At 43.7% G+C, this 24,069-nt stretch carries 17 protein-coding genes; 12 read left to right on the top strand and 5 right to left on the bottom strand.

Translation table 11 applies throughout. The features are described from left to right. Positions 1 to 147 precede the first annotated feature (147 nt). From ACTQWB_RS06640 to ACTQWB_RS06655, 4 genes are read left to right on the top strand one after another with little or no spacing between them, the layout of a single operon-like run. Positions 148 to 1,692 (top strand): response regulator transcription factor, encoded by a 1,545-nt coding sequence (locus ACTQWB_RS06640; protein ID WP_441501185.1) that lies wholly within the window; start codon positions 148 to 150, stop codon positions 1,690 to 1,692. After that, on the top strand, positions 1,619 to 3,481 hold the full coding sequence (locus ACTQWB_RS06645; protein WP_441501186.1) for a sensor histidine kinase: 1,863 nt from the start codon (positions 1,619 to 1,621) through the stop codon (positions 3,479 to 3,481). The genes ACTQWB_RS06640 and ACTQWB_RS06645 overlap by 74 nt, the downstream gene beginning before the upstream one ends. After that, positions 3,444 to 5,225 carry an extracellular solute-binding protein gene (locus ACTQWB_RS06650; RefSeq protein WP_441501187.1) on the top strand — a complete coding sequence of 594 codons (1,782 nt, stop codon included), beginning with the start codon at positions 3,444 to 3,446 and terminating at the stop codon, positions 5,223 to 5,225. The genes ACTQWB_RS06645 and ACTQWB_RS06650 overlap by 38 nt, the downstream gene beginning before the upstream one ends. A 4-nt stretch (positions 5,226 to 5,229) precedes the next feature. Beyond that, positions 5,230 to 6,132 carry a 4Fe-4S cluster-binding domain-containing protein gene (locus ACTQWB_RS06655; RefSeq protein WP_441501188.1) on the top strand — a complete coding sequence of 301 codons (903 nt, stop codon included), beginning with the start codon at positions 5,230 to 5,232 and terminating at the stop codon, positions 6,130 to 6,132. An 83-nt stretch (positions 6,133 to 6,215) separates the two neighbouring features. On the opposite strand, the gene ACTQWB_RS06660 is transcribed toward ACTQWB_RS06655, so the two are convergent. The 4 genes from ACTQWB_RS06660 to ACTQWB_RS06675 all read right to left on the bottom strand — a co-directional run bounded on the left by ACTQWB_RS06660 (position 6,216) and on the right by ACTQWB_RS06675 (position 8,302). After that, a complete protein-coding gene (locus ACTQWB_RS06660; protein WP_441501189.1) occupies positions 6,216 to 6,848 on the bottom strand; it encodes a manganese catalase family protein in 633 nt (210 codons plus the stop codon). Positions 6,849 to 6,854: 6 nt separating this feature from the next. Then, on the bottom strand, positions 6,855 to 7,130 hold the full coding sequence (locus ACTQWB_RS06665) for a spore coat protein CotJB (protein WP_441501190.1): 276 nt from the start codon (positions 7,128 to 7,130) through the stop codon (positions 6,855 to 6,857). Continuing rightward, the gene (locus ACTQWB_RS06670) at positions 7,127 to 7,483 is read right to left on the bottom strand and encodes a spore coat associated protein CotJA (RefSeq protein WP_441501191.1); all 357 of its coding nucleotides are present in this window, start codon (positions 7,481 to 7,483) and stop codon (positions 7,127 to 7,129) included. Before ACTQWB_RS06670 ends, ACTQWB_RS06665 begins: the two co-directional genes overlap by 4 nt. A gap of 168 nt (positions 7,484 to 7,651) precedes the next feature. After that, a complete protein-coding gene (locus ACTQWB_RS06675) occupies positions 7,652 to 8,302 on the bottom strand; it encodes a restriction endonuclease (RefSeq protein WP_441501192.1) in 651 nt (216 codons plus the stop codon). 536 nt (positions 8,303 to 8,838) lie between these two features. On the opposite strand from ACTQWB_RS06675, the gene trkA reads away from it, so the two are divergent. The 3 genes from trkA to ACTQWB_RS06690 all read left to right on the top strand — a co-directional run bounded on the left by trkA (position 8,839) and on the right by ACTQWB_RS06690 (position 14,035). Then, positions 8,839 to 10,197, top strand: coding sequence for a Trk system potassium transporter TrkA (gene trkA, locus ACTQWB_RS06680; RefSeq protein ID WP_441501193.1), 1,359 nt, complete (start codon positions 8,839 to 8,841; stop codon positions 10,195 to 10,197). Between the two features lie 12 nt (positions 10,198 to 10,209). Further along, positions 10,210 to 11,649 (top strand): TrkH family potassium uptake protein, encoded by a 1,440-nt coding sequence (locus ACTQWB_RS06685; protein WP_441501194.1) that lies wholly within the window; start codon positions 10,210 to 10,212, stop codon positions 11,647 to 11,649. 235 nt (positions 11,650 to 11,884) lie between these two features. Further along, on the top strand, positions 11,885 to 14,035 hold the full coding sequence (locus tag ACTQWB_RS06690) for an ATP-dependent helicase (protein ID WP_441501195.1): 2,151 nt from the start codon (positions 11,885 to 11,887) through the stop codon (positions 14,033 to 14,035). Between the two features lie 262 nt (positions 14,036 to 14,297). Here ACTQWB_RS06690 and ACTQWB_RS06695 read toward each other — a convergent pair whose 3' ends face one another. After that, positions 14,298 to 14,966 (bottom strand): TetR/AcrR family transcriptional regulator, encoded by a 669-nt coding sequence (locus tag ACTQWB_RS06695; protein WP_441501196.1) that lies wholly within the window; start codon positions 14,964 to 14,966, stop codon positions 14,298 to 14,300. A gap of 246 nt (positions 14,967 to 15,212) precedes the next feature. Here ACTQWB_RS06695 and ACTQWB_RS06700 point away from each other — a divergent pair, with 246 nt between their 5' ends. The 5 genes from ACTQWB_RS06700 to ACTQWB_RS06720 all read left to right on the top strand — a co-directional run bounded on the left by ACTQWB_RS06700 (position 15,213) and on the right by ACTQWB_RS06720 (position 24,039). After that, positions 15,213 to 18,710 carry a hypothetical protein gene (locus tag ACTQWB_RS06700; protein ID WP_441501197.1) on the top strand — a complete coding sequence of 1,166 codons (3,498 nt, stop codon included), beginning with the start codon at positions 15,213 to 15,215 and terminating at the stop codon, positions 18,708 to 18,710. A 321-nt stretch (positions 18,711 to 19,031) separates the two neighbouring features. Next, positions 19,032 to 20,174 (top strand): FtsW/RodA/SpoVE family cell cycle protein, encoded by a 1,143-nt coding sequence (locus tag ACTQWB_RS06705; RefSeq protein ID WP_441501346.1) that lies wholly within the window; start codon positions 19,032 to 19,034, stop codon positions 20,172 to 20,174. Between the two features lie 104 nt (positions 20,175 to 20,278). Then, positions 20,279 to 20,512 carry an acyl carrier protein gene (gene acpP / locus ACTQWB_RS06710; protein WP_441501198.1) on the top strand — a complete coding sequence of 78 codons (234 nt, stop codon included), beginning with the start codon at positions 20,279 to 20,281 and terminating at the stop codon, positions 20,510 to 20,512. 243 nt (positions 20,513 to 20,755) lie between these two features. Then, positions 20,756 to 22,210, top strand: a complete 1,455-nt coding sequence (gene gltX / locus ACTQWB_RS06715; protein ID WP_441501199.1) for a glutamate--tRNA ligase — start codon at positions 20,756 to 20,758, stop codon at positions 22,208 to 22,210. Next, positions 22,210 to 24,039 (top strand): ATP-dependent helicase, encoded by a 1,830-nt coding sequence (locus ACTQWB_RS06720; protein ID WP_441501200.1) that lies wholly within the window; start codon positions 22,210 to 22,212, stop codon positions 24,037 to 24,039. Before gltX ends, ACTQWB_RS06720 begins: the two co-directional genes overlap by 1 nt. Positions 24,040 to 24,069 lie beyond the last annotated feature (30 nt).

Raw genomic sequence — 24,069 nt, forward strand, 5'->3', positions numbered from 1 at the left:
CAATATGACACCTGGATGTTAAAATAAAGATAGTTCTTTGCAAAAATGCAGAGGGCTATCTTTATCTTTATATCAAAAAAGTTAACTGTTCAGAGCCTGATGATTTATAGAACAGTTATAAAATAATGAAGATCGGAGTACACAGATATGTACAAAGTTTTGATTACAGATGACGAAAAAATTGAACGTGAGGGAATCAAATTCCTTTTATCTATGGAAGAGGGAGAATATGAGATTTATGAAGCCTCTAATGGAAAGCAGGCCTTGACCATTCTGCGCACCCAAAAAATCGATTTTCTTTTGACGGATATAAAAATGCCCCATATGGATGGCCTGGAATTGGCTGGGAAGGCAAGAGAGGAGAATCCTGATCTTCCAATCGTGATCTTTAGCGGATACAGTGATTTTTCTTTTGCGCAGGAGGCTATGCGTTACGGAGTAAAAGACTACGTGCTCAAGCCGGTGGATCCGGATACGTTTCATGAAACCATCGGGAAAATAAAAGCGGAAATATTAAATGTCCAGTCCCAGAAGCAAAAAGCAGAGCGTGAGCAGAATTTTCTGTTGCAGTATTTTCTTCAGACATATCTGTATTCCGGCAATGAAGAAATATTGAAAAAAGCAGGAGAAATCCTGGAAAGATCAAGCTGGGAGCAGTGGCATTGTGCGATTCTCATTGAAGCGGACAAGGCGTTTTTTGATGTGGCTCCGGATGATATTGATGAGCAGCTTATGCAGGGATTACACCGCAAATTCTTCTATCTGAATCTGAATACCAGACAGTCTGTATTATTTTTTTCAGACGTATACTGCGATTATCAGCTGGTTGCCAAGCTCTTGTATGACCTTCTGAAGCAGAACTATTCTGGCAGCTTTCATCTGGCTGTGAGCAGCCGCTTTGAAGGACATGAGGCACTTCCCCAGATTATGTCCCAGCTGGAGCAGACGATGGAAGAGAAATTTTATCATCCGGATGTACATGTATTTACCAATGAGACGGATGAAAATCAGCTGGTGAATGCAGAAACCCAGGATTCCCGCCTGATGGAGAAGATTTCAGAGGATATTTCCCGTAAGGATGTGGATCAGCTGAAGAAGCATTTTGAGTGCCTGGTAAAGAAATATGAGAATGACACCAGATTTTCTGCTATGTACGTGAAATTTGTTTTTTCCAATGTGATTCAGGAGCTTTTTCAGGAAAATCAGTTCTCTGAGGAGCGTAAGCTGGATCATGAAGTGGAAAGGCTGTACAGCTGTACGGATCTGAAGCAGATCCTGGCAATCACCCAGGAGAATATAAAGGAGTACGAAGCATTTCTGGAGCGTTCCATGAGTGGTTCCAGGGATGAGGTAGCTTCTGTAAAGAATTATATTTATCAGCATTATGCGGAAGATTTAAGCCTGGAGACCCTGGCAGAAAAGGTGTATCTGTCTTCCGGCTATCTCAGCTTTATTTTCAAAAAAGAGACCGGCATGAACCTGAACCGTTTTATCCGTGTGGTACGAATGGAGAAGGCGAAAGAGCTTCTTTGCAATTCCAGCATGAAGGTTGCACAGGTCAGTGAACAGGTAGGAATCCCTAACGTTTCTTATTTCTGCAGAAGCTTCCGGGAGTATTATGGAAGCAGTCCGGAATCCTACCGGAAAGGAACCGGTGAAGAAGATGAGAATACCGGCAGCCATAAAGAATAAATTTAAGAATATGAAATATCGTCACAAGCTGACCCTTCTTCTTGTGACAGCAAGCCTTGTGCCCATGATACTGCTTGTGTGGTACAGCCATGACCGCATGAGCAGCCTGCTTAGGGAAAAGGAAATGGAGGATATGTCGTCCATCCTGGAACAGACGGGAGAGGGAATTGACAGCCAGATAGAGGTCTTTTCCAGTCTGTTAAATTATCTGACCTATTCCCCGGATATAGAGGATCTGATTTCCGAAAAAAATATGGACAATTACTATGCCTATAAGAAATATACAGAGGTGGCAGATCCTCTTTTGTCTGTGCCAAAATCCTATCACGATGCGATTACGCAGATCCAGCTGTTTGCAAACAGTATCAAGGTGCGTCATGAATATACACTTGTTCCATTGTCTGAGGTGGATAAGGAATGGTGGTATGATAAGCTGGCGGATGATGTTTTCGTTCAGTGGGTTGTAGACAGCAAAAAGCCGGAAATTGCAGCGGTAAGAAGAATTTACGAGGGAAAAGCACAGACTGCAGTTCTTTGTGTTACCCTGGATTATAATAAAATCTTCCAGCCCTTTGAGAACATTATTTCCACGGAATCAGGAGGTATGATCCTGGATAAGGATGGAAATGTGATTTTTCAGAAAGAAATCGAGGGATATGTTTCTGAAGGTGCAGTATCTGACGAAGAACGTATGGTTTCCAGAAATATGCTGGAAAACGGTCAGAAGGATTATGCATATGTGAAACGAGAAAATACAACCTGTGGCTGGAGTTTTTATTTATATAAACAACAGTCTGCGGTGGACAGTTCTGTGTCGGGAATCCTGGTCAGTGAGATTCCGCTGATCGTGGCCTGTGTAGCGATTATTTTGATACTGGGGCTTTCTTTTTCCAGAATTTTTACAAAAAAAATCGAGGAGCTTACGGCCAACATGAACCGTGTGAATCAGGGAAGCCGCGAGGTTACGGTGGACAGTGACTCTGGTGATGAGATCGGTCTTCTTGTGCGCAGCTTCCGCAGCATGATGGATGAGATCAATCGTCTGATTCATGAGGTGTATGAAAATAAGATCGCACTTAAGGAGTTTGAACTGAAGGCCTTGACTGCCCAGATCAATCCTCATTTCCTGTATAATTCCCTGTCTGTTATTAACTGGATGGCTATTCGCAGCAATCAGAAGGAAATCAGCAGGGTAACCTTGTCTCTTTCTATGTTTTATCGTACTGCTTTAAGCAAGGGACAGGATATGGTTACGGTAGATAACTGCATTCAGAATATTAAGGCATATCTGGATATCCAGCTGGTTATGCATGATAATGATTTCCAGGTTATCTGGGATATTGATCCAGAGGTAAAGGGAGATATTGTGCCGAAGCTGCTTTTGCAGCCGGTTGTGGAGAATGCGCTGGAGCATGGCCTTGATATGAAAGAAGAAGGAGAAAAGATCCTGAAGCTGTTCTTTGTAAAGGATGGGGAGGATGTTCTTCTGGCAGTAGAGGACAATGGACCTGGAATGGAACAGGAGGAAGCGGATAAGCTGGTAACCTATCAGGCTTCCGGATATGGACTTAAGAATGTAAACGACAGAATGCAGCTTCTGTATGGAGAGAAATATGGAATCCGCGTGCTTAGTAAAATAACCCAGGGGACAAGAGTGGAAATGCGTATTCCCAGGGAAAAAGCAGATGAGAAGACTATCGCAGCAGGAGAATTTTCCGCAAAGAAGTATTTGCAGGACTCAGAGACAGCGGATGGAAAGAATAGAGAGGGTGGTGGAAAAAGTGAATAACAGATGGAGAATCTTTGTGCTGGGAATGGCTTTTTCCATGGCTGCCTCTCTTGCTGGCTGCAAAGATGCCGGTAAAAATGAGACGGAAGGAATTAGAAGTGAAACGCAAAACAGTGCGCAGGATAGTGTCCGGGATGGGGAGCAGAATAATATTCCGGCTGCTGATGAGAGCGATGATGACAATATAGAATGGGAAGAAAAAAAGGCAGCGACAACCCCTTATGGAAAATATCCGGAGCTTGTGACGTATACCCTTGGGCAGATCAGCGGGGCGAACAATTCCAACCTGCCAGAGGGCAATACCTACGAAGACAATGCTTACACCAGGTATCTGAAGGAAATTCTGAATATCCAGAATAAAAATACTTATATGGAGCGGGAAGACCGGTACAATGCTTATGTGAATGTGCTGGTAAATGACCACACTTTGCCGGATGTGCTGGTGGTTTCCGACCGTGAAACTTTAAATACTCTTGTGGAAAATGATCTGGTGGAGGATCTGACAAAGGTTTATGCCAATTGTACCTCGCCCAGGATCAAGGCCATGTACAACAGCTACGGTCCCCAGCTTCTTGGTGCAGGAACTTTTGACGGTAAGCTTATGGCACTGCCGGAGGCAGTAATCGACCATGGACCTTGTCTTTTGTGGATGAGGAAGGACTGGATGGAACAACTGGGGTTGGAAGAACCAGATACTCTGGAAGAGGCTATGGACATTATCCAGTGCTTCCAGGAAAACCGGATGGGCGCTGAAGAAGGAGAGGAACCGGTTGGACTGGTCTGTGATACGAACTTTGTATCCAATACCAGCCAGAACTATTCTGTAGAGCCTGTTTTTGAGAAATTTTATGCATATCCAAGACGGTGGATCAAGGATGAAAATGGAGAGATTGTATATGGTTCCCTGACAGAAGAAACCAGATCTGCAGTTGCCTATCTTCGTGAACTTTATGAGAGGGGAATCCTGGATCAGAATTTTGCACTCCGTGCCCAGAATAATCTCCGGGATCTTGTGGTAGAGGGAAAGTGTGGTGCATTTTTTGGTCTTTGGTGGGCGCCGAATAATCCGCTTATGGATGAAATCGAAAATGACCCAGAGGCAGACTGGGAACCTTATTATCTCACAGCCGATTATCAGGAAAAGGACAATGTTTATGCTTCTTTTATGGATAATAAGTATGTAGTGGTACGAAAAGGATATGAACATCCGGAAATCGTGATGAAAATTATCAGTGTATTGTTTGACTACAGCCGGTTTGAGGATGTGGAAAATACAGATGAGATAAACAGTTATTTTGCCCTGAATGTGGATCCCACTGCCCGCCCGCTGGTGATCAATGTGGATTATAATGAGGCAATTTACAATGTGACAAAGGATATCCGCAGAGTCATGGTCGGGACGCAAAATGTGAGCAATTTAAGTGCTTTGGAGAAGTCTTACTATGATGCCTGTATGAAATATGTGAATGGGGAAAATGTAACTGCAGAGGACTGGGCTGCATATAAGTCCAGGATTTCGGCTGTAGGTGTTCTTGTGGATGGACATTATAAGGCGGTTCGCCGACAGTATCTGATGGCGTTAGATGGTGAAGTCCCGAATATGCTGGCTACTCTGGAAAAAAATGCGTTTATCCAGATGATCATGGGAGAGCAGCCGCTGGATTATTTTGATACTTTTGTAAAGGAATGGTATGAACAAGGGGGACAGGAACTGACAGAGAAGATCAGAGAGGAGAATTCGTGAGTTTATGTTTGAGGAATTACTTGGAAACTGTACTTTGTGTCCCCGGCAATGTAAAGTGAACCGTCTGGAAGGCAGACCTGGATATTGTGGCATGGACAGCACTGTAAGAGTTGCCCGTGCCGCTCTGCATATGTGGGAGGAACCCTGTATTTCAGGGAAAAAAGGCTCCGGGGCAGTGTTTTTTTCCGGATGTGGGCTTCGGTGCTGTTTTTGCCAGAATCGCGATATTGCCATAGGAGATTGTGGAAAAGAAATTACAGTGGAACGATTGTCAGAAATTTTTCTGGAATTACAGGAAAAAGGAGCTGCAAATCTGAATCTGGTTACAGGAGCACATTATGTCCCACAGATCGTTCAGGCACTGGAGATGGCGAAGGGAAAAGGATTCAGGCTTCCGGTTGTCTATAATTCCAGTGGATACGAACAGGTTGGGACACTACGTATGCTGGAGGGATATGTGGATGTTTATCTGCCTGACATGAAGTATGCGGACGGAAAGCTGGCGGCGGATTTTTCCCATGCAGAGGATTATCCTCTGGTGGCAAAGGCGGCAATTGCAGAAATGGTACGCCAGACTGGTTCCTGTGAATTTGGGGAGGATGGATACATTCAGAAAGGCACGATCATACGGCATCTTATCCTTCCGGGACATACCCGGAATTCCATTGCAGTACTGGACTATCTTCACAGAACTTATGGAAATAAGGTCTTTATCAGTGTGATGAATCAGTATACGCCTGTATGGCAGCAGGAAAAATATCCGGAGCTGAACCGGAAAGTGACCAGACGGGAATATGAAAAAGTATTGGATGCGGCAGTGGAGCTTGGAATTGAGAACGGATATTTCCAGGAGGGAGAGACTGCGAAGGAAAGCTTTATACCAGCGTTTGATTATGAGGGAGTGTAGGGAAATCCAGGCGGGGATATGCCAGAACGCTTTTTATGCGTTCCGGCATATTCCCGCCTGATGGTATAAATTGCAATATTATTTCATCTGGCTTCAGGTCCACAGCTTGCTTTGCATGGATTGTCAAAGCTTGGGTTAAAAGCATAGAAGTTATTGGCATCCAGTTTTTCCTGAATGGAGCGCAGGGCTTCACCGAAACGCTGGAAGTGGACGATTTCCCTTGCACGCAGGAAACGGATGGGATCTGCCACTTCCGGGGTATTTCGAACTACCCGTAAAATATTGTCGTATGTGCAGCGGGCTTTCTGCTCTGCTGCAAGGTCTTCGAAAAGGTCTGTGATGGGATCCCCATTGCTCTGGAAGATGGTGGAGCTGAAGGGGACGCCGCCAGCAGATTGTGGCCATACTCCAATTGTATGGTCAATATAGTAGGGGCCAAGACCGGAATTCTCAATTTCCTCCATGGAAAGGTCACGGGTGAGCTGGTGAACGATGGTGGAGACCATCTCCAGGTGTGCCAGTTCTTCTGTGCCTATATCATTTAATACAGCCATAGAAGTGCGGTCCGGCATAGTAAACCGTTGGGAAAGATAACGCAGGGAAGCGCCAATTTCACCATCGGGGCCACCATACTGACTGGAAATGAACTGCGCCAGCTTAGCATTCGGGGTAGTAATGTTAACAGGATACTGTAATCTTTTCTCATAATTCCACATAAACGATCACACTCCTTTTCCTTCCCAGGGGAATGGCTGTTGCGACCACTTCCATGAGGTTTCATTGTTTTTGACTGCGTCATCAATGGTGAGAGGTCCATATTTTTCTGCATATTCGGTCATCAGCTGATTACGTCTGGAGGAAACTTCTTTGAAAAATTTCAAAGCTTTCTCATCATCTGGGTGTGTATCCAGATAGAGAAGCATATCGTTAACGGCAAAACTTACTTCATTGATCTGACGAAGAAGACAGGAACGTTCGGAACTTTTTTTCTGACTCATTTGCATACACCTCTCTTTCCACAGAACGGTTTACAAAGCTGTGGGAAAACAGTCCCGACAGATAAAGCATAATCAAGCTCATATGCAGAGGTGAAAAACTGGAAAGGTACATATGCCATTGCTGGTGTAAGATGTTTCAGATGTGCGTACATAGAATTATCATTTGGAAAATGGTTTGCCAGAGCTGGTGTATTATTTGGGCAGGGAGCGGGTGTGCAGGATGGTTGGTCATTGCGGAAATTACAGCCTGGATTTTCACTAATCTTGCTGCCTGTAGGATTAGTGCGGCGTGCCGGAGTGGAATTCATCATTCCGCAGGTTCTATTATAAGGGCGGCACCCTGAACGATTCATAGGATAGTTTTCCATAAAGAAATCCCTTCAGATTTAATTCTTACTTTCTCTTTATTTTATGTAGGAACGGCTAGAAGTGTTTCTCAAATAATTTCTGTTGATATTGTTTTGAAAGATATGTTTTCTAACCGTTTATCTTCTGGAGGGGATGTCTTTCTTAGCAGACTATCAGGCTTTGGGTTTTAGCAGGTATACATGTATAAAATGAATCAGCGCCGGAAACAGAAAAACAAGATTGATTCCATTTACACAAAAAGCTGGAACCTGGTTTCCCTGTAAGGTAAGCGCAAGAAAGAAGTATAACGCGCAAGAAAGAGTACTGACAGGCCAGCTCCCAAAACCAAGCCAGCCGAAAATACCTGCCACAATAAGAAAAAGTTCCTTGTAATACTGTCCAATATTGCCCAATAAAAAGGAGAGGTCATTCCGTAAAAGATAGAAGCCAAGCAGGATGCCTAGAATATTTATTGCGCGCATGAGTTCAAAGATCAGGCTGGTGCTTTTCAGGAGAGAACAGTTGTCCCATAATTTTACATCTAATTTATTGGCAGCACTTATGGCGGCTTTGGTAAAGGTGCCATTGGTCATAACGATATAATGGTCACAGTCGTAATATTTGCCCCCGGCATATACCTCCTGTACGGCTTTATTGCCCACGGGGTAGGAATAGTATTTGCACTGGATCGCATATTTGGAAAATCTTTTATATGCAATAATATCAACGCCCTGGTCACCACTTTTCTTAGTGACCTCTACGTGGTGGAATCCCTTTCGACGTAGCATACGCGCACATTTGTATTCAAATTTATGTCCGTTCATTTAGCAGAGTTCCTTTAATATCCTTAAAAGTTGATTCTTTTATACAAAAAGAAAGAAAATCATTTCACTTTTTTTTCAAAAGTATTTCACATTTTTATCACATTTGCTTAGTATATTATTAACTGTAGAAAGCACCAAGTCTTTCTTAATTTAATATTTTTCTTTTTCATACGCGCCGGTGCGAAAGCACCGGCCTCCTTCCATTTCTGGAGAAATTTCCTATTATTATTTTAGAAAAAATGGGAACGATAATTAGGCGTAACGGTTCAGAGCCAGCTAGAATTTTGTTTATGTACGTATTTTACTATAAGAATCTTAAAAAGTAAACATCTGTTCGAATATATTTGCAAAAAAACAATCTGCTCAAACAGTATTTACTGTAAGAAAATGACTATTTCCAAAAACATACAAGAGTGATATAATAGCGCTGTTTATAGAGCATCAGGGCAGAAATGATTTCATTTCTGCCTGTTGATGTTTTCTTATTATTTAGTAACTGCCTGAACAGTTACATTATTTATACATTTGGAGGAGTTATGCAAATAATAATTGTCGGGTGCGGAAAAGTTGGACGTACCCTTGCAGAGCAGTTACAGGAAGAGGACACAGACATAACCCTGATCGATATCAATGCAGATACGATTAATGAAATAACAGATGAAGTAGATGCCATGGGTGTGGTTGGAAATGGTGCAAGTATCAATACCCTTATGGAAGCAGGCATTGAGACAGCAGATATTCTTATTGCGGTTACGGTGTCTGATGAGATGAATCTTTTGTGCTGTCTGATCGCGCAGAAGACAGGACATTGCCATACCATCGCACGTGTACGTAACCCGATTTACAGTAAGGAGATCGGATTTATCAAGGAGCGTCTGGGAGTTACCATGATCATCAATCCGGAGCTGGCAGCAGCCCAGGAGATTTCCAGGCTTTTACGGTTCCCTTCTGCGATTAAAATTGACACATTTGCCCGTGGCAAGGTGGAGCTTTTGAAGTTTAAGGTGATGCCGGAATTTGACCTGGATGGGAAGACAATCCAGCAGATCACGGAGCACTTCCGTTGTGATGTCCTTTTCTGCGCGATTGAGGGAAAGGATTACACGACGATCCCAGGTGGTACGAATATGATCCGTAACGGAGATGTGGTCTCTATTCTTGCCACACCTCAGAATGCAGCTGCATTTTTTAAGAAGATCGGCTTGAAGACCCATCAGGTAAAGAATACCGTTATCGTAGGCGGCGGTACCATTTCCTATTATCTTGCCAAGGCATTGCTTGCGATGAAGATTAAGGTAAAGGTTATCGAGAAAGATAAGAACCGTTGTGAATTTTTAAGTGAAGAGCTTGCTGATGCAACGATTATCAATGGAGACGGTACAGACCGCTCGCTGCTTCTGGAAGAAGGCCTGGAAAGTGCAGAATCCTTTGTAACCCTGACCAATATGGATGAAGAGAATGTATTCCTGTCACTTTTTGCCAAGACAATCTCAAATGCCAAGCTTGTTGCCAAAGTAAACAGGCTTGCCTATGACGATATTATTGACAGTCTTGACATTGGAAGTGTTATCTATCCGAAATACATCACAGCAGATTATATTCTGCAGTATGTAAGGGCTACTCAGAATTCAATCGGAAGCAACGTGGAAACCTTGTATCATATTCTGGATGGTAAGGCAGAAGCGCTGGAATTCAAAATCAGTGATAATTCCCCAATCGTAGGGCGGACTTTGTCCGAGTTGAATCTGAAGAAGAACCTTCTGGTCGGATGTCTTTACCGGGATGGAAGTGTCCGCATCCCCCGTGGCCATGATACACTGGAAATTGGCGACAGCGTGGTGATCGTAACGACAAATAAAGGTCTTCGGGACATTCAAGACATTTTAGAGAGGTAAAGGAGTCCGGACATGAATTATTCCATGATATCTTATATTCTTGGCTGGATCTTCAATTTTGAAGCGGCATTCATGATTCTGCCGGGAATTACTGCAATTATTTACCGGGAAAAAAATGGTCTGGCTTTTCTGCTCACAATGGTGATCTGCCTGGCAATCGGGATTCCCCTTACCAGAAAGAAAAGGAAGAATAAAGTATTTCATGCCAGAGAGGGTGCTGTTACGGTTGCTCTTAGCTGGCTGGTATTAAGTATTACAGGAGCGCTTCCGTTTATTATATCAGGAAGTATTCCCCACCCGGTAGACGCAATCTTTGAGACAGTCTCCGGTTTTACCACTACAGGAGCCAGCATTCTGAATGATGTAGAGGCTCTTTCCCATTGTATGCTGATCTGGAGAAGCTTTACCCACTGGATCGGCGGTATGGGAGTTCTGGTATTTATTCTCTGCCTGCTTCCATTAACTGGTGGTTATCACATGAATCTGATGAAAGCAGAGAGCCCTGGTCCATCTGTCAGCAAGCTGGTGCCAAAGGTACAGTCTACAGCTAAGATTTTGTATACGATTTACATTATACTCACGATTGTGGAGATGATCTTCCTCCTTATTGGAAGGATGCCGTTGTTTGATACGCTATGCCTCAGCTTCGGTACTGCTGGTACCGGTGGATTTGGCATCAAGAATGACAGTATTGCAGGATATAGTACCTATAATCAGGTAGTGATCACGGTTTTTATGATTCTCTTTGGAATCAATTTTAATGCGTATTATCTTCTTCTTACCAAGAAAGTAATGCAGGCAGCTAAGAATGAAGAAGTACGTTATTATCTTGGGATTATTGGACTGGCAATCGTTGCTATTGCCATCAATACAAGAGGAATGTTTACCAGCTTTGGAAGAGCTTTCCAGCAGGCTGCGTTCCAGGTTGGATCGATTATCACGACCACAGGATATGCAACTACAGATTTTAATGTCTGGCCTGTTTTTTCCAAGACGATCCTGGTGATCCTGATGTTTGTCGGGGCTTGTGCAGGAAGTACCGGTGGTGGTATCAAGGTATCCCGTCTTTTGATCCTTTGCAAATCTGCTCGCAAAGAGCTGCAGCTTTATCTGCATTCTAATGCAGTTAAGAAGATCAAGATGGATGAAAAGGCCATTCCCCATGAAGTGGTGAGAGCTACGAATATGTTTCTGTTCGTATATATTCTGATTTTTGTCAGCTCACTGTTGGTTATCAGTTTGGATAACCTGGATATGGTTTCTAACTTTACTGCGATCGCAGCGACTCTGAACAATATCGGACCTGGTCTTGGTGCGGTTGGGCCTACCGGAAATTTTAACACCTATTCTTATTTATCAAAAATTGTGATGATTTTTGATATGCTGGCAGGAAGACTTGAGGTATTCCCATTGCTTCTCTTATTTAAAAGGGATACCTGGAGAAAATTCTAAGTATTTAATAAATAATATGTATCAGAAACTCCTTAAAATGGTAAGCATTATCATTTTGAGGAGTTTTTTGTAACACAAAAGATTAAATACGAACATATGGTTGCACATAAAGAAGCAGGATGCTATACTAAATGATATGAGATTACAGGGATGATTTTTCAAACAGGCTCTAAAGACAGGGTGTGCAGGAAGCTTTCGGGAACGAAGCCCAAAAGAAAGGCATGGAGGATGGTAAATGGAAATTCTGGATCGGTTAAATGAAGCACAGAGGGAAGCGGTGACAGCTACGGAAGGCTATATCCGTGTAATTGCCGGGGCAGGCTCTGGCAAGACACGTGCACTTTCCTACAGATTTGCATTTCTGGTAAATGAGATCGGGATCTTACCCGGGAATATTCTGTGTGTTACATTTACGAATAAATCAGCCAATGAAATGCGCCAGCGTATCCACAATCTGACTGGTGACAATGACACAGGTTATATTAATACATTTCATGGATTCTGCGTATCGGTTCTCCAGGAAGAGAGCTATGCAGTGCAATATCCTAAGAGTTTTCTGGTGCTGGACAATTCTGATATAGATTCTATGCTTAAGATCATATATGAGGAAAGAGGACTGACTCTGCGCAATATGACTTTTTCCAAGGCAAGGGATATGATCGAGATCCGTAAACTTTATAAGGACCCGGAATACTATCAGGATATGATCACCATGTCCATTGACCAGATCTATGAGAAATACAGGAAAGCAACTGAGACCGGTGATATTATTTTTTACGGTTACCTGTACCAGGAGAAGAAGTGCTTTGGCCTTGACTATAACGATCTTATCAAATTTACACTATATATATTTGAAAATAATGAAGAAATCAAACAAAAATGGCAAAAACGTCTGGAATATATTATGATAGATGAATTCCAGGATATCGATGACTTACAATACCGGCTGATGTGCGTTTTATGTGGCTACCATAAGAATCTGTTTATTGTAGGAGACCCGGACCAGACCATTTATACCTGGAGAGGGGCGAATGTGAAATATCTGCTTGATTTTCACAGAAATTTTCCGGCTGTACAGACGGTTATGATGATGGAAAATTACCGTTCTACGCCACAGATCCTGGATGTGGCCAATTCCCTGATTAGTAAGAACCATCTCCGCATGGAAAAGAAGCTTTTTCCAACTTTGCCTGCCGGGGAATCTGTGCTTTGCTGCCATGCCCAGAATCAGGAGAAGGAAGCACTCTGGATCTCGCAGGAGATCAGGAAACTGAAGGAAAGCGGTGTTTCATACAAAGATATTACGATCCTGTATCGTGCTCATTATCTGACCAGAAGTATTGAACAGGTATTTCTGAAAGAAGAGATTCCTTATACCATATACAGTGGCGTACAGTTTTTCGGGAGAATGGAGATTAAGGATGCTCTTTGTTATCTGCGGATGGTTGCATACAAGGATGATCTGTCTTTTGTAAGAATCGCAAATGTTCCCAAGCGGAACTTAGGAGAGCGGCGGATGAAATTTCTTCAGGAATATGCCTCCCAGAATGGCTGCAGCCTGTATGAGGCACTCTGCCGGAATCTGGAACTGGATATTTTTAAAGGAACAAAAGCGGGAGAATTTGTCCAGCTGATAGAACGCTTTGCCTCTGATTACCAGGAAAGGCCAGTATCAGAAGTACTTTCCTCCCTGCTGGATCTGTCGGGATATGAGAGAATGCTTCGTACAGAGGGAAATCAGGAGAGACTGGACAATCTTGCAGAGCTAAAGCAGTCTGTGTACGAATATGAGACTGGCTGTGGGGAGGAAGCAACGCTGGAGCATTATCTGGCGCATGTGGCACTTTTTTCTAATAGCGATGTGCAGACAGAACAGGATAAAGTGAAGCTGATGACGGTACATACCTCGAAGGGACTTGAATTTCCCTATGTGTTTATATGTGGGCTGAATGAGGGGATTTTCCCATCCAGGAAGACCAGGACAAAGGAAGGAATGGAAGAGGAACGCAGGCTGGCTTTTGTTGCAATGACAAGAGCAAAGAAACGGCTGTACCTGTCTGAGGCGAAGGGGCGCAATCTGGATGGTTCTCCCAGATATCCTTCCAGATTTATTCTGGATATTGACCAGGAGCTACTTACATATGCAGATAAGCCGGAAGAGAGCCTGATAAAAGAGGCCAGGGAATATATAGAGCTGAGCAGCCGTTATCTTATGGCGGATGAGCAGCCTACACATTATCCGGTTGGGCAGAAGATTTTACATAAAATCTTCGGAATTGGGACGATTGCAGAGGTGGATGTTGAGAAAAATGCGTATGCTATTTTATTTGAAGGCATGGAAACACCCAGAACCATATCTTTTAAGGTGAAACTGGAATGTGTTTGAAAAACTGTAAGGCAAAATCTGCGAAACATAAAAAAGATTCCATCAGACAGGTAAGATGATGCAGAATGCAGCTGCTAAATGTCTGGTGGAATTTTTAATGCTATAGGAAATTCCATTGGAATTCCCTATAGCATTAAAAGCCCTGCCGGGCAGGATCGCACTGCGGCGGAAAGGTAGATGTCGCTTATAGCGACCCGCCGCAGGCGGAGAATCCTGCAAAGCAGGATTCTTTCTTGTAAAAGATTGTATAAACAGGATGTTCTCAATCATCAAAATGATTATCTGAAACAACATCCATAGGGCTTGGGAAGGAAGCCGTTCCCTCGCTGGGATTATGGACAAATGCCTGGAGAATACAGTCGATGGTCTTATGCAGATACGGTCTGTATTCAGCAAGACAGACTGGCTGGGAATGGAGAATACAGCTGTAGCTTGTGGAGCTTACCAGTTCGATAATGGTAAAAAGAAGAAGCTCCGGGGAATCATACTGGACATCTGCTTTTCCCAGAAGATCCAGATATTCCTGATAAAACTGGAAATCGTCATCATCTGCCTGTTCCTGAAAAGCATCTTTAAAAACGCCCCAGGAAAGGTTCTTGGAAATAAATCCAAGGAGGCTGCTCTGCGTCTCAAGCCGGTCCAGTATATTATCTACAAGGAAATGAAGCTGAGCAGTGAATCCGGTGATGCCGGCAGCTTCCAATGCATCATGAGCTTCTGAAAATAATTCTCCTGCTTTATGGGAAATCAGTTTATTACGGATATCATATTTATCTTTAAAATACAGGTAAAATGTACCCTTGGCGACGCCTGCATTTTCTACAATATCTGAAATGGTTGTTTTGGCCAGTCCTTTGGTGGTAAAGAGATCAAAGGCAGTGTTATATAGAGCACTTTTCTTTCTTTTCTTATTTAACTCCAGTTTTCCCATGCCTGTTCCTCCTTAATTTGTACGGTTATACGGTAGTTTGATTTTTATTTTAAACAAAAATGACCAAAAGTCAATATCAAAACAGGGAAAGATTTGGATAAAAAACAGATATTGACTACTGGTCAGTTTTGTTGTATAACTTTCATAGGCTAAGAGATGACTAACTGATGCCGGGATAAAAGGAAAAGGCTGTAGGACAGCCAGAGAGTCCCAAGACATCAGATTTTAATTAAGGAGTTGTATAGCATGAATAGAAATAAAAAGATCATGAATGTTACTATGGCTGCCGGAATGGCGGCTGTCCTTGGAACTACACCGGTAATTGCTGCAGCACAGGAAGCAGATAATGCAGTATCCAAGGAAGAGACAGTATATGTAAATGCCACCGCAGAAGGCGAGGTAAAAGATATCACAGTATCTGACTGGCTGAAGAATTCCGGGGCAGCAGAGGGTGACGTATCCGATGTATCTGATCTGGAAGGAATCAAAAATGTAAAAGGTGATGAGACCTTCACCCAGGATGGAACGAATGTTACCTGGAGCACAGACAGCAGCGATATCTATTATCAGGGAACTTCTAATAAAGAACTTCCTGTAGATATGAAGATTAAATATTATCTGGATGACCAGGAAATCACACCGGATGAACTGGCTGGAAAAAGCGGTCATCTCCGTATGGAAGTATCTTATACAAATAAATCCAAAAAGACAGTAAAAGTTGATAAAAAGGACGTAGAAGTTTATTCCCCATTTGTTATGGTTACGGGAATGATCCTTTCTTCTGATAATTTTTCCAATGTTACCATTGATAATGGAAAAGTAATTTCAGACGGTGATAAAGAAATGGTTGTAGGAGTTGCCATTCCTGGATTAAAGGACAGCCTGGATTTAAGCGATGACCTTTCAGACAAAATCGATATTCCGGAAGGCTTTACAATGGAAGCTGATGTTACAGACTGTTCTATGGGAAATACATTCACTATGGCAGTAACAGACCTTCTCAGCAGCTTGGACCTTGAGAACTCTGATGACCTGGATGATCTCCAGGATTCCCTTGATGAACTTGATGATGCAGCTGTGAAGCTGGTAGACGGTTCTAAAGACCTGTTTGATGGAACCAAGGAGCTTTACGATGGAACCAAAGATCTGAAGGATGGAACAAGTCAGCTTTATGATGGCGCTAAGGAACTGGATGATGGAGCAAAAGAGCTGTCAGATGGAACCGGTACATTGTATGATGGAACCAAAGAGCTGGATGATGGAGCAAAGACTTTAAATACAGGAGCGGGCCAGCTTTATGACGGAACTTCTTCCTTATATGCAGGAACGAAAACACTTTATGATGGAACAAGAACTCTTTATGGTGGAGCAAGCACACTGGCTTCCAGCTATAATGAATTTGATGCAGGTGTTGCAAGTGCCAAGAGCGGAGCTTCCCAGTTGAACAGCGGAGCGAAAACACTGCAGAGCGGTATATCACAGTATACTTCCGGTGTTGATACACTGGCTTCTGGTGTAAACAGCTATACCAAAGGTGTAGATACTGTAAACAGTAATATGAAAGAATATAATAAAGGAATGAAGTCCCTTACAGATGGTGTAAACCAGTATGTGGCAGGTGGAAATCAGCTGGCTTCTGGTGTAACTGCTTATGTAAATGGTGCTACCAAGCTTACAGATGGTGTGAGTCAGTATGTGACAGGTACGCATTCACTTGCAGAGGGAACCAAGTCCTACGTAGAAGGAACAAGTGCCCTGGTAGAAGGTGTCGGACAGTTGGCTCCTGGAATCCAGCAGGCTGCCACCGGAATCAGTACAGCAGCAACGAAGCTGGCTGATATTGCTGCAAATGTTGAGAAAGCACAGCCGGATAAGATGGTGGAGAATCTGACTACCTATGTGGATGGGGCTGATTCACTGGCAGATGGTGTGACTGCATATGTTGGCAAGGTTGGAGAAGCAGCAGCTGGAGCAGCAAGTGTTGCAGAAGGTGCAAAGAACCTGGCAGATGGAACAGGAACTCTGGTTTCTGGTGCAACCCAGGTAAAAGAAGGCCTTGGCAAACTGAAAGAGGGTACCAGTTATTCCATCAACCAGATCAGCAGCAGTGCTTCTACCACAATGAATAATTCTGCTGCAAGTATACGTGAGGCGGCAGCACAGATCCAGACAAGTGTTTCTGCACAGTCAGCAGGAGTATCCACAGATGGTGCAGCAGGGGAAATCAGTGCAGCACAGAGTTCTATGAGCAATGCGATTGCTACCTTACAGGGAGCACTTGGAAACGAAGATCTTGATGAGGGTACAGCGGCAGCAATCAGTGCTGCAATTGATGAACTGAGTTCTGGACTTGGCAGTGCATCTGCTGCCCAGGGAGAGCTTGGAAATATTGCAGCCCAGTCCCAGGTAAGCGTTCAGGCTGAAACAAACGGAGCGGATGTGCAGGCGGTTCTGGAAACAATCGCATCTGACCTTGAGGGAGCAGCCGGAAGTATTTCTGGTGCAAGTGAAGAGAGCGTAAATACTTTAGCTGGTGAAATAGATAAATTAATCTCTGGTGCTTCTGCTGTAGAAGCTGGAGCACAGAGCGTGAATGCAGGTGCAGCAGAATTAAGCACTGGCGCAGCAAGTGTAAACAGCGGACTGGCACAGCTTAAATCAGCAGGTGAAGAACAGCTGGCAACAGGTGCATCCAGTCTTAAAGAAGGTGGTGCACAGGTTCGTGAAAGCCTGACGGCTGTAAGCAGTCTGGTTGCAGGACTTGGAGATCTTTCCAGCATGACCGCTGATGTGAATAAACTTGTAGAAGGTTCTAAAGCAATTACAGAAGGTAACATTGCACTTCAGGCTGGCTATAACAAGCTGCAGAAGACAGGTGCTGCTAAGCAGTTGACAGCAGGTGCAGATCAGCTCCTTGCCAACGAGAGTACTCTTACAGATGGTATCACAGCACTTCAGGGTAAAGATAATGCAAATGCAAACGCACTTCTTAGTGGTGCAAGCACTCTTCAGAAAGCGAAATCCAGCCTTGACAGTGGTATCAGTTCAATCAGTAAGGCAACTGGCCAGCTGGTAACAGGTGTAGGTACGATCGCAGCAAACAGTGTAGCCCTTAGAAGTGGAGCTTCCCAGCTGACTTCCAACAGTGATTCCTTAAATGATGGAGCAGCACAGCTGACAGCAGGCACAAGAAGCCTGGTAAGCGGAGCAGGTACACTGGTAGCAGCAAGCGGACAGGTGAAATCTGGTATCGCCCAGTTAAAGAGTGGTGCATCTGATCTTAGAAGCGGAGCATCCCAGTTAAGAAGCGGTGCTAATAGTGTCAATAACGGAACACGTGAATTGAAATCCGGTACAGAATCCCTGGCAAGCGGAACCAAGACTCTGAAAGATGGAGCAAAGGACCTGAATGACGGTGCTAAAACACTGAAAGACGGAACCAGCACATTGAAGGACGGAGCTAAGGATCTTGACGATGGAGCAAAGGATCTGCAGGATGGCGCTAAGAAGCTGAAAGACGGTGCAAAAGACCTGAAAGACGGCGAGAAGGAATTCTATGATGAAGGTATCAAGAAACTGAAAGATACCATGGAGGATGATTTCCAGAGCGTTCTGGATCGTCTGGAGGCAATCCAGTCTGATGATGCAGCTTATACATCCTTCACTGGAAAAGATGATTCCATGAGTGGCAATGTGAAGTTTATTATTGAAACCGAAGGTTTTGACGATGGAAGCGAAGACTGATCTGTGAAAGAATAAAGCGCATTCATTGAATACGGGAAATAAGCCAGCTGATAACCAGAAGGGATAGGGCGGTTGTCGGTGCAGCATAAAAGAAAAAGAAGGGGAATAGGTGCAGATCCTACCCCTTCTTTTTTGTTCCTGTTTACGGGGAGTATTTTTCTTGCGCCATAAAAAGGAGTCTGCTATAATGAGAACAATTGAGAAGCAAAAAATGTAGAAACAGATTCAGAAACAGGTGATTAATTGGATAATTCGAATAACAGATCGGCAAATCTCCAATCTGGAAAAAGAAATGTAAGAACAGCTAATAAAAAGAAAAGCATATTAGACCGGCTAAAGTCTGATTATTACGATTTCAACTTAGTTGCGGTTATCATTCTCATCATGTGCTTTGGACTGATCATGCTTTATAGCACAAGCTCTTATATGGCACAGATCAATGAGGGAGATGACATGTTTTATTTCAAGAAACAGGCTTTGTATAGCATAGGCTGCCTGATCCTTGCCATTGTAGAATCTTATTTTGATTATCATATTCTGGCGAAGCTCCCATTTCTGATCTATGGGGTGGCAGCACTTCTTATGGTGCTTGTTAAATCGCCTCTTGGAGTTACCTCCCATGGCGCCAGAAGATGGCTGAAGATCGGTGTCCAGTTTCAGCCGGCAGAGATTGCCAAGATTGCGGTGATCATTACATTATCGTATTTGATCGTCAAGATGGGAAAAAGAGTAAAGACACTGAAAGCCACCATGGTCCTTTTGGGAGCAGGAGGTATCCAGGCTTTGTTTGCCTATGTGTTTACAGATAACTTAAGCACAGCACTGATCATATTTGGAATTACAGTCGGACTTGTGTTTATCGCACATCCAAAAACCAAGCCATTTATTATAATAGCGGCTGTAGTGATCGTGCTTGCCGTGATCATGGTGTATAGTCTTTCCAACATGGACCAGAGCTCCAATTTCCGTCTGCGTCGTATCCAGGTATGGCTTCATCCGGAGGATTATGCAAGTGGAGATGGCTATCAGACCCTTCAGGCGCTGTATGCCATTGGTTCAGGCGGATTCTTTGGAAGAGGGCTTGGAAACAGTATCCAGAAGCTTGGAAGTGTGCCTGAGGCACAGAACGATATGATCTTTTCTATTATCTGTGAGGAGCTTGGAATTTTTGGTGCGATCATGGTGCTGGCCTTGTTTGCATATCTTTTGTACCGACTGTTTTTTATTGCACAGAACGCGCCGGATATGTTTGGATCGCTGCTGGTAAGCGGTGTGTTCGTACATATTGCCCTGCAGGTTATCATGAATGTAGCCGTTGTGCTGAATATTATGCCGAATACAGGTGTTACCCTGCCATTTATCAGCTATGGTGGTACATCCATTTTGTTTTTGATGGCAGAGATGGGACTGGCACTTAGCGTGGCAAGACAGATTAAATTCCAGGAGCCGGAATTTATCATATAATTCTCTTGACAAATGCGTCAGCAGATTATATACTTTCCGCAGTATATGACATACGGCAGATAAGAAGCCGGTTTCCGAGATATTTATTTAAAGGAGAATGAGCAATGTTAGAAAAGATGAGTGAAATGATCGCAGAGCAGCTTAGCTGTGACGCAGAGACAATTACAGCAGACACTTCCTTCAAGGATGACCTGGGAGCAGATTCCCTTGACCTCTTCGAGCTTGTTATGGCTCTGGAGGATGAGTATAACATCGAGATCCCGGCAGAGGAGCTTACAGAGCTGAATACAGTTGGTGATGTTATCGATTATCTGAGAGATAAAGGAATCGATGCATAATTGTTCTTACAGATGATGATCTCCCTGAGGCTGGACTTCGGGGAGATTTTTTCGTTACTGCTCACTGGCAGCATTTTTCGCTGTTTCCCCTATGGACATTTTGAATGGAACAGGTATATAATGTGAAAAGACAGTTGTCATTCAGACTGCTGGACACAGAGTGATCATGAACGGATCCAGAGAATGGATGACAGTGGAAGATAAGAATTAATAAACAAATAAACAGGGAGAATTAAGAAGAATATGGCTAAGATCAGAACCAGATTTGCACCAAGCCCTACAGGCCGGATGCATGTTGGAAATTTACGTACTGCGTTATACGCATATCTTATTACCAAGCATGAAGGTGGAGATTTTATTCTCCGTATCGAGGATACAGACCAGGAGCGTTATGTAGAAGGCGCTGTTGATATTATTTACCGTACCATGGAGAAGACCGGTCTTATTCATGATGAAGGTCCGGATAAAGATGGAGGCTTCGGTCCTTACGTGCAGAGTGAGCGTCAGGCGCAGGGAATTTATCTGAAATATGCCCAGCAGCTTGTCGAGCAGGGTGACGCATATTACTGCTTCTGCCAGAAGGAAGAGCTGGAGAGCATGAAGCGCGTAGTTGCAGGCAAGGAGATTTCCATTTATGACAAACGCTGCCTGAAGCTTTCCAAGGAAGAGGTACAGCGCCGTCTGGATGCTGGAGAGCCTCATGTAATCCGTTTTAACATGCCTACAGAGGGAACCACTACGTTCCATGATGTTATTTATGGTGATATCACAGTAAACAATGAGGAGCTTGAGGATCTGATCCTGATCAAATCCGATGGATATCCTACTTATAATTTTGCCAATGTTGTGGATGACCACCTGATGGGAATCACCCACGTAGTAAGAGGTAATGAATACCTTTCTTCTTCACCGAAATATAACCGTATTTACGAGGCTTTTGGCTGGGAGATTCCGGTATATGTACATTGTCCGCTGATCACAGACGAGAAACATGCCAAGCTGTCCAAGCGTTCCGGACATTCTTCTTATGAGGATCTTTTAGATCAGGGCTTTGTTTCAGAAGCAATTGTAAACTATGTGGCACTTCTTGGCTGGAGCCCGGCTGATAATAATGAGATCTTCACTCTCCAGGAGCTGGTTGAGAAATTTGATTACCATCACATCAATAAATCTCCGGCTGTATTTGACATCAACAAGCTTCGCTGGATGAATGGAGAGTACATTAAGAAAATGGATCCGGAAGTATTTTATGAGAGAGCACTTCCGTATATGAAAGAAGTTCTTAAAGGAGATTTTAACTTTAAGAAAATTGCAGGAATGGTTCAGACAAGAATCGAGACCTTCCCGGATATTCCAGGGCTGATCGATTTCTTCCAGGCGGTTCCGGAATATGACGCATCCATGTACTGTCACAAGAAAATGAAAACAAACGAAGAGACTTCTCTTGCTGTTCTGAAGGAAGTCCTTCCTGTCCTGGAGGCACAGGAGGATTATACCAATGATCCACTGTTTGCTTCTTTAAGCGAATTTGTTAAGGAGAAAGGTTACAAGAACGGCTTTGTAATGTGGCCGCTCCGTACAGCTGTATCTGGTAAGCAGATGACACCGGCAGGTGCTACCGAGATCATGGAGATCATTGGCAAGGATGAAACCATCCGTCGTGTGAAAGCTGCTATCGAGAAGCTTGAGAATCTGTAATGAAGAAAAATCCATCTCAATTAAGGGCAATCGCCCACCTGTCAGGACCTATGATGGTTCTGGCAGGCCCCGGTTCGGGGAAAACCTCAGTGATCGTTGAAAGAACTGCATATATGACAGGAGAGGGGAAGATACCGCCGTCCTCTGTTCTTGTTGTGACTTTTTCCAGGGCTGCAGCCAGGGAGATGAAGGAACGCTTCCTGAAATTTACTGGGCAGACCTCCACTGCTGTCACCTTTGGGACATTTCACGGCGTATTTTATGGGATTCTGAAACAGGCTTATGGACTTGGTGCAGGAAATATTCTGTCAGAAGAGGAAAAATATGCCATTTTGAAAGAAATGACCCTGGAATTTGGGCAGGAGCTTGCCCAGGAGGGGGATTTCCAGGAGGATGTGGCAAAGGAAATCAGTGTTGTGAAAGGAAACCGTATTTCCCTGGATCACTACTATTCATCCTGCTGTCCGGATGAGGTGTTCCGTCAGATCTACAATGGTTACCAGAAAACCCTGAGGCAGAGGCGGAAGCTGGACTTTGATGATATGCTGCTTTGCTGTTATGAGCTGTTTGACCAGAGAAAGGATATTCTGAAAGCATGGCAGAACAAATTCCAGTATATCATGGTAGATGAGTTTCAGGACATTAACCGTCTTCAATATGATACGGTCCGGATGCTGGCCCAGCCAAGGGATAATCTGTTTATCGTGGGGGATGATGATCAGTCCATCTATCATTTCCGTGGGGCAAAGCCGGAGATCATGTTGAATTTTACCAAAGATTATCCAAAGGCCAAGACGGTTCTTCTGAATATTAATTACCGCTGTACGAAAAATGTCTTACAGGCAGCCATGAATGTAGTAGACTGTAACCAGAAACGATTTAAGAAGCAGTTGTCTACTCCTAATGAGCAGGGAAAACCGGTAAAGGTGATGGAATTTGATAATCCAAGGGAAGAGTATGTGAAGGTGACCTCTTTTTTGAAAAAAAGACTGGAATCAGGTGAAAATCTGGAAGATACAGCAGTACTTTTCCGTACCAATCAGGAAGCGGAAGGTCTGGTTGGAGCATTGATGGAGTACCAGATCCCGTTCACCATGAAGGAACAGCTGCCGAACCTTTTCCGGCACTGGATCAGCCGAAACCTGATGGCATATCTGAAAATGGCGGCAGGGGACCGGACAAGGAAAACGTTTCTGGAAATCATGAACCGCCCGAACCGGTATATTGCAGGGGATGCCCTGACACAGACCAATGTGTCTTTTACAGCTCTTAGAGAGTTTTACAAAGACAAAGACTGGATGTGTGACCGTATCACCACCCTGGAGACACATCTTAGAATTCTTTCCACACTGGCACCTTATGCGGCGGTGAATTTTATCCGCAAAGGAATGGGGTATGAGCAGTATCTGGTAGAGTATGCCCAGTACCGCAGAATACGTCCGGAGGAACTGATCGAGGTTCTTGACCGGATACAGGAAAGCGCCAAAGGAATGAAAAGTCTTGCGGAATGGGAGAAATACATAGAAGACTATACGAAAAAGCTGACAGAGCAGGCAAAGAAGCAGGAAACGAAAAGAGAAGGAATCATAATATCTACTCTTCATGCAGTAAAAGGACTGGAATACGATAAAGTCTATATCATGAATGTGAATGAAGGCAGTATTCCCTATAAAAAGGCAGTCCTTGCAGAGGCATTGGAGGAAGAAAGAAGACTCTTTTATGTTGGCATGACCAGAGCGAAGAAAGAGTTAATGCTTTGCTATGTGAGACGACAGTACGACAAAGAACGTGATCCATCCAGGTTTCTGGAAGAAACCGGATTGTATTGATACTTACCCTTGTAAATGTGTAGGATATCA

It is taken from the genome of Blautia sp. HCP3S3_H10_2 (genome assembly GCF_052122375.1).
Taxonomy (GTDB): Bacteria; Bacillota; Clostridia; order Lachnospirales; family Lachnospiraceae; genus Blautia_A.

Excerpts from the sequence above, each read along its gene's own strand:
- ACTQWB_RS06700 (WP_441501197.1), top strand. The coding sequence starts at position 15,213 with ATGAATAGAAATAAAAAGATCATGAATGTTACTATGGCTGCCGGAATG.
- ACTQWB_RS06665 (WP_441501190.1), bottom strand. The coding sequence starts at position 7,130 with ATGAGTCAGAAAAAAAGTTCCGAACGTTCCTGTCTTCTTCGTCAGATC.
- ACTQWB_RS06655 (WP_441501188.1), top strand. The coding sequence starts at position 5,230 with ATGTTTGAGGAATTACTTGGAAACTGTACTTTGTGTCCCCGGCAATGT.
- ACTQWB_RS06650 (WP_441501187.1), top strand. The coding sequence starts at position 3,444 with ATGGAAAGAATAGAGAGGGTGGTGGAAAAAGTGAATAACAGATGGAGA.
- gltX (WP_441501199.1), top strand. The coding sequence starts at position 20,756 with ATGGCTAAGATCAGAACCAGATTTGCACCAAGCCCTACAGGCCGGATG.
- ACTQWB_RS06690 (WP_441501195.1), top strand. The coding sequence starts at position 11,885 with ATGGAAATTCTGGATCGGTTAAATGAAGCACAGAGGGAAGCGGTGACA.
- acpP (WP_441501198.1), top strand. The coding sequence starts at position 20,279 with ATGTTAGAAAAGATGAGTGAAATGATCGCAGAGCAGCTTAGCTGTGAC.
- ACTQWB_RS06645 (WP_441501186.1), top strand. The coding sequence starts at position 1,619 with ATGGAAGCAGTCCGGAATCCTACCGGAAAGGAACCGGTGAAGAAGATG.
- ACTQWB_RS06675 (WP_441501192.1), bottom strand. The coding sequence starts at position 8,302 with ATGAACGGACATAAATTTGAATACAAATGTGCGCGTATGCTACGTCGA.
- ACTQWB_RS06685 (WP_441501194.1), top strand. The coding sequence starts at position 10,210 with ATGAATTATTCCATGATATCTTATATTCTTGGCTGGATCTTCAATTTT.
- ACTQWB_RS06660 (WP_441501189.1), bottom strand. The coding sequence starts at position 6,848 with ATGTGGAATTATGAGAAAAGATTACAGTATCCTGTTAACATTACTACC.
- ACTQWB_RS06695 (WP_441501196.1), bottom strand. The coding sequence starts at position 14,966 with ATGGGAAAACTGGAGTTAAATAAGAAAAGAAAGAAAAGTGCTCTATAT.
- trkA (WP_441501193.1), top strand. The coding sequence starts at position 8,839 with ATGCAAATAATAATTGTCGGGTGCGGAAAAGTTGGACGTACCCTTGCA.
- ACTQWB_RS06720 (WP_441501200.1), top strand. The coding sequence starts at position 22,210 with ATGAAGAAAAATCCATCTCAATTAAGGGCAATCGCCCACCTGTCAGGA.
- ACTQWB_RS06640 (WP_441501185.1), top strand. The coding sequence starts at position 148 with ATGTACAAAGTTTTGATTACAGATGACGAAAAAATTGAACGTGAGGGA.
- ACTQWB_RS06670 (WP_441501191.1), bottom strand. The coding sequence starts at position 7,483 with ATGAATCGTTCAGGGTGCCGCCCTTATAATAGAACCTGCGGAATGATG.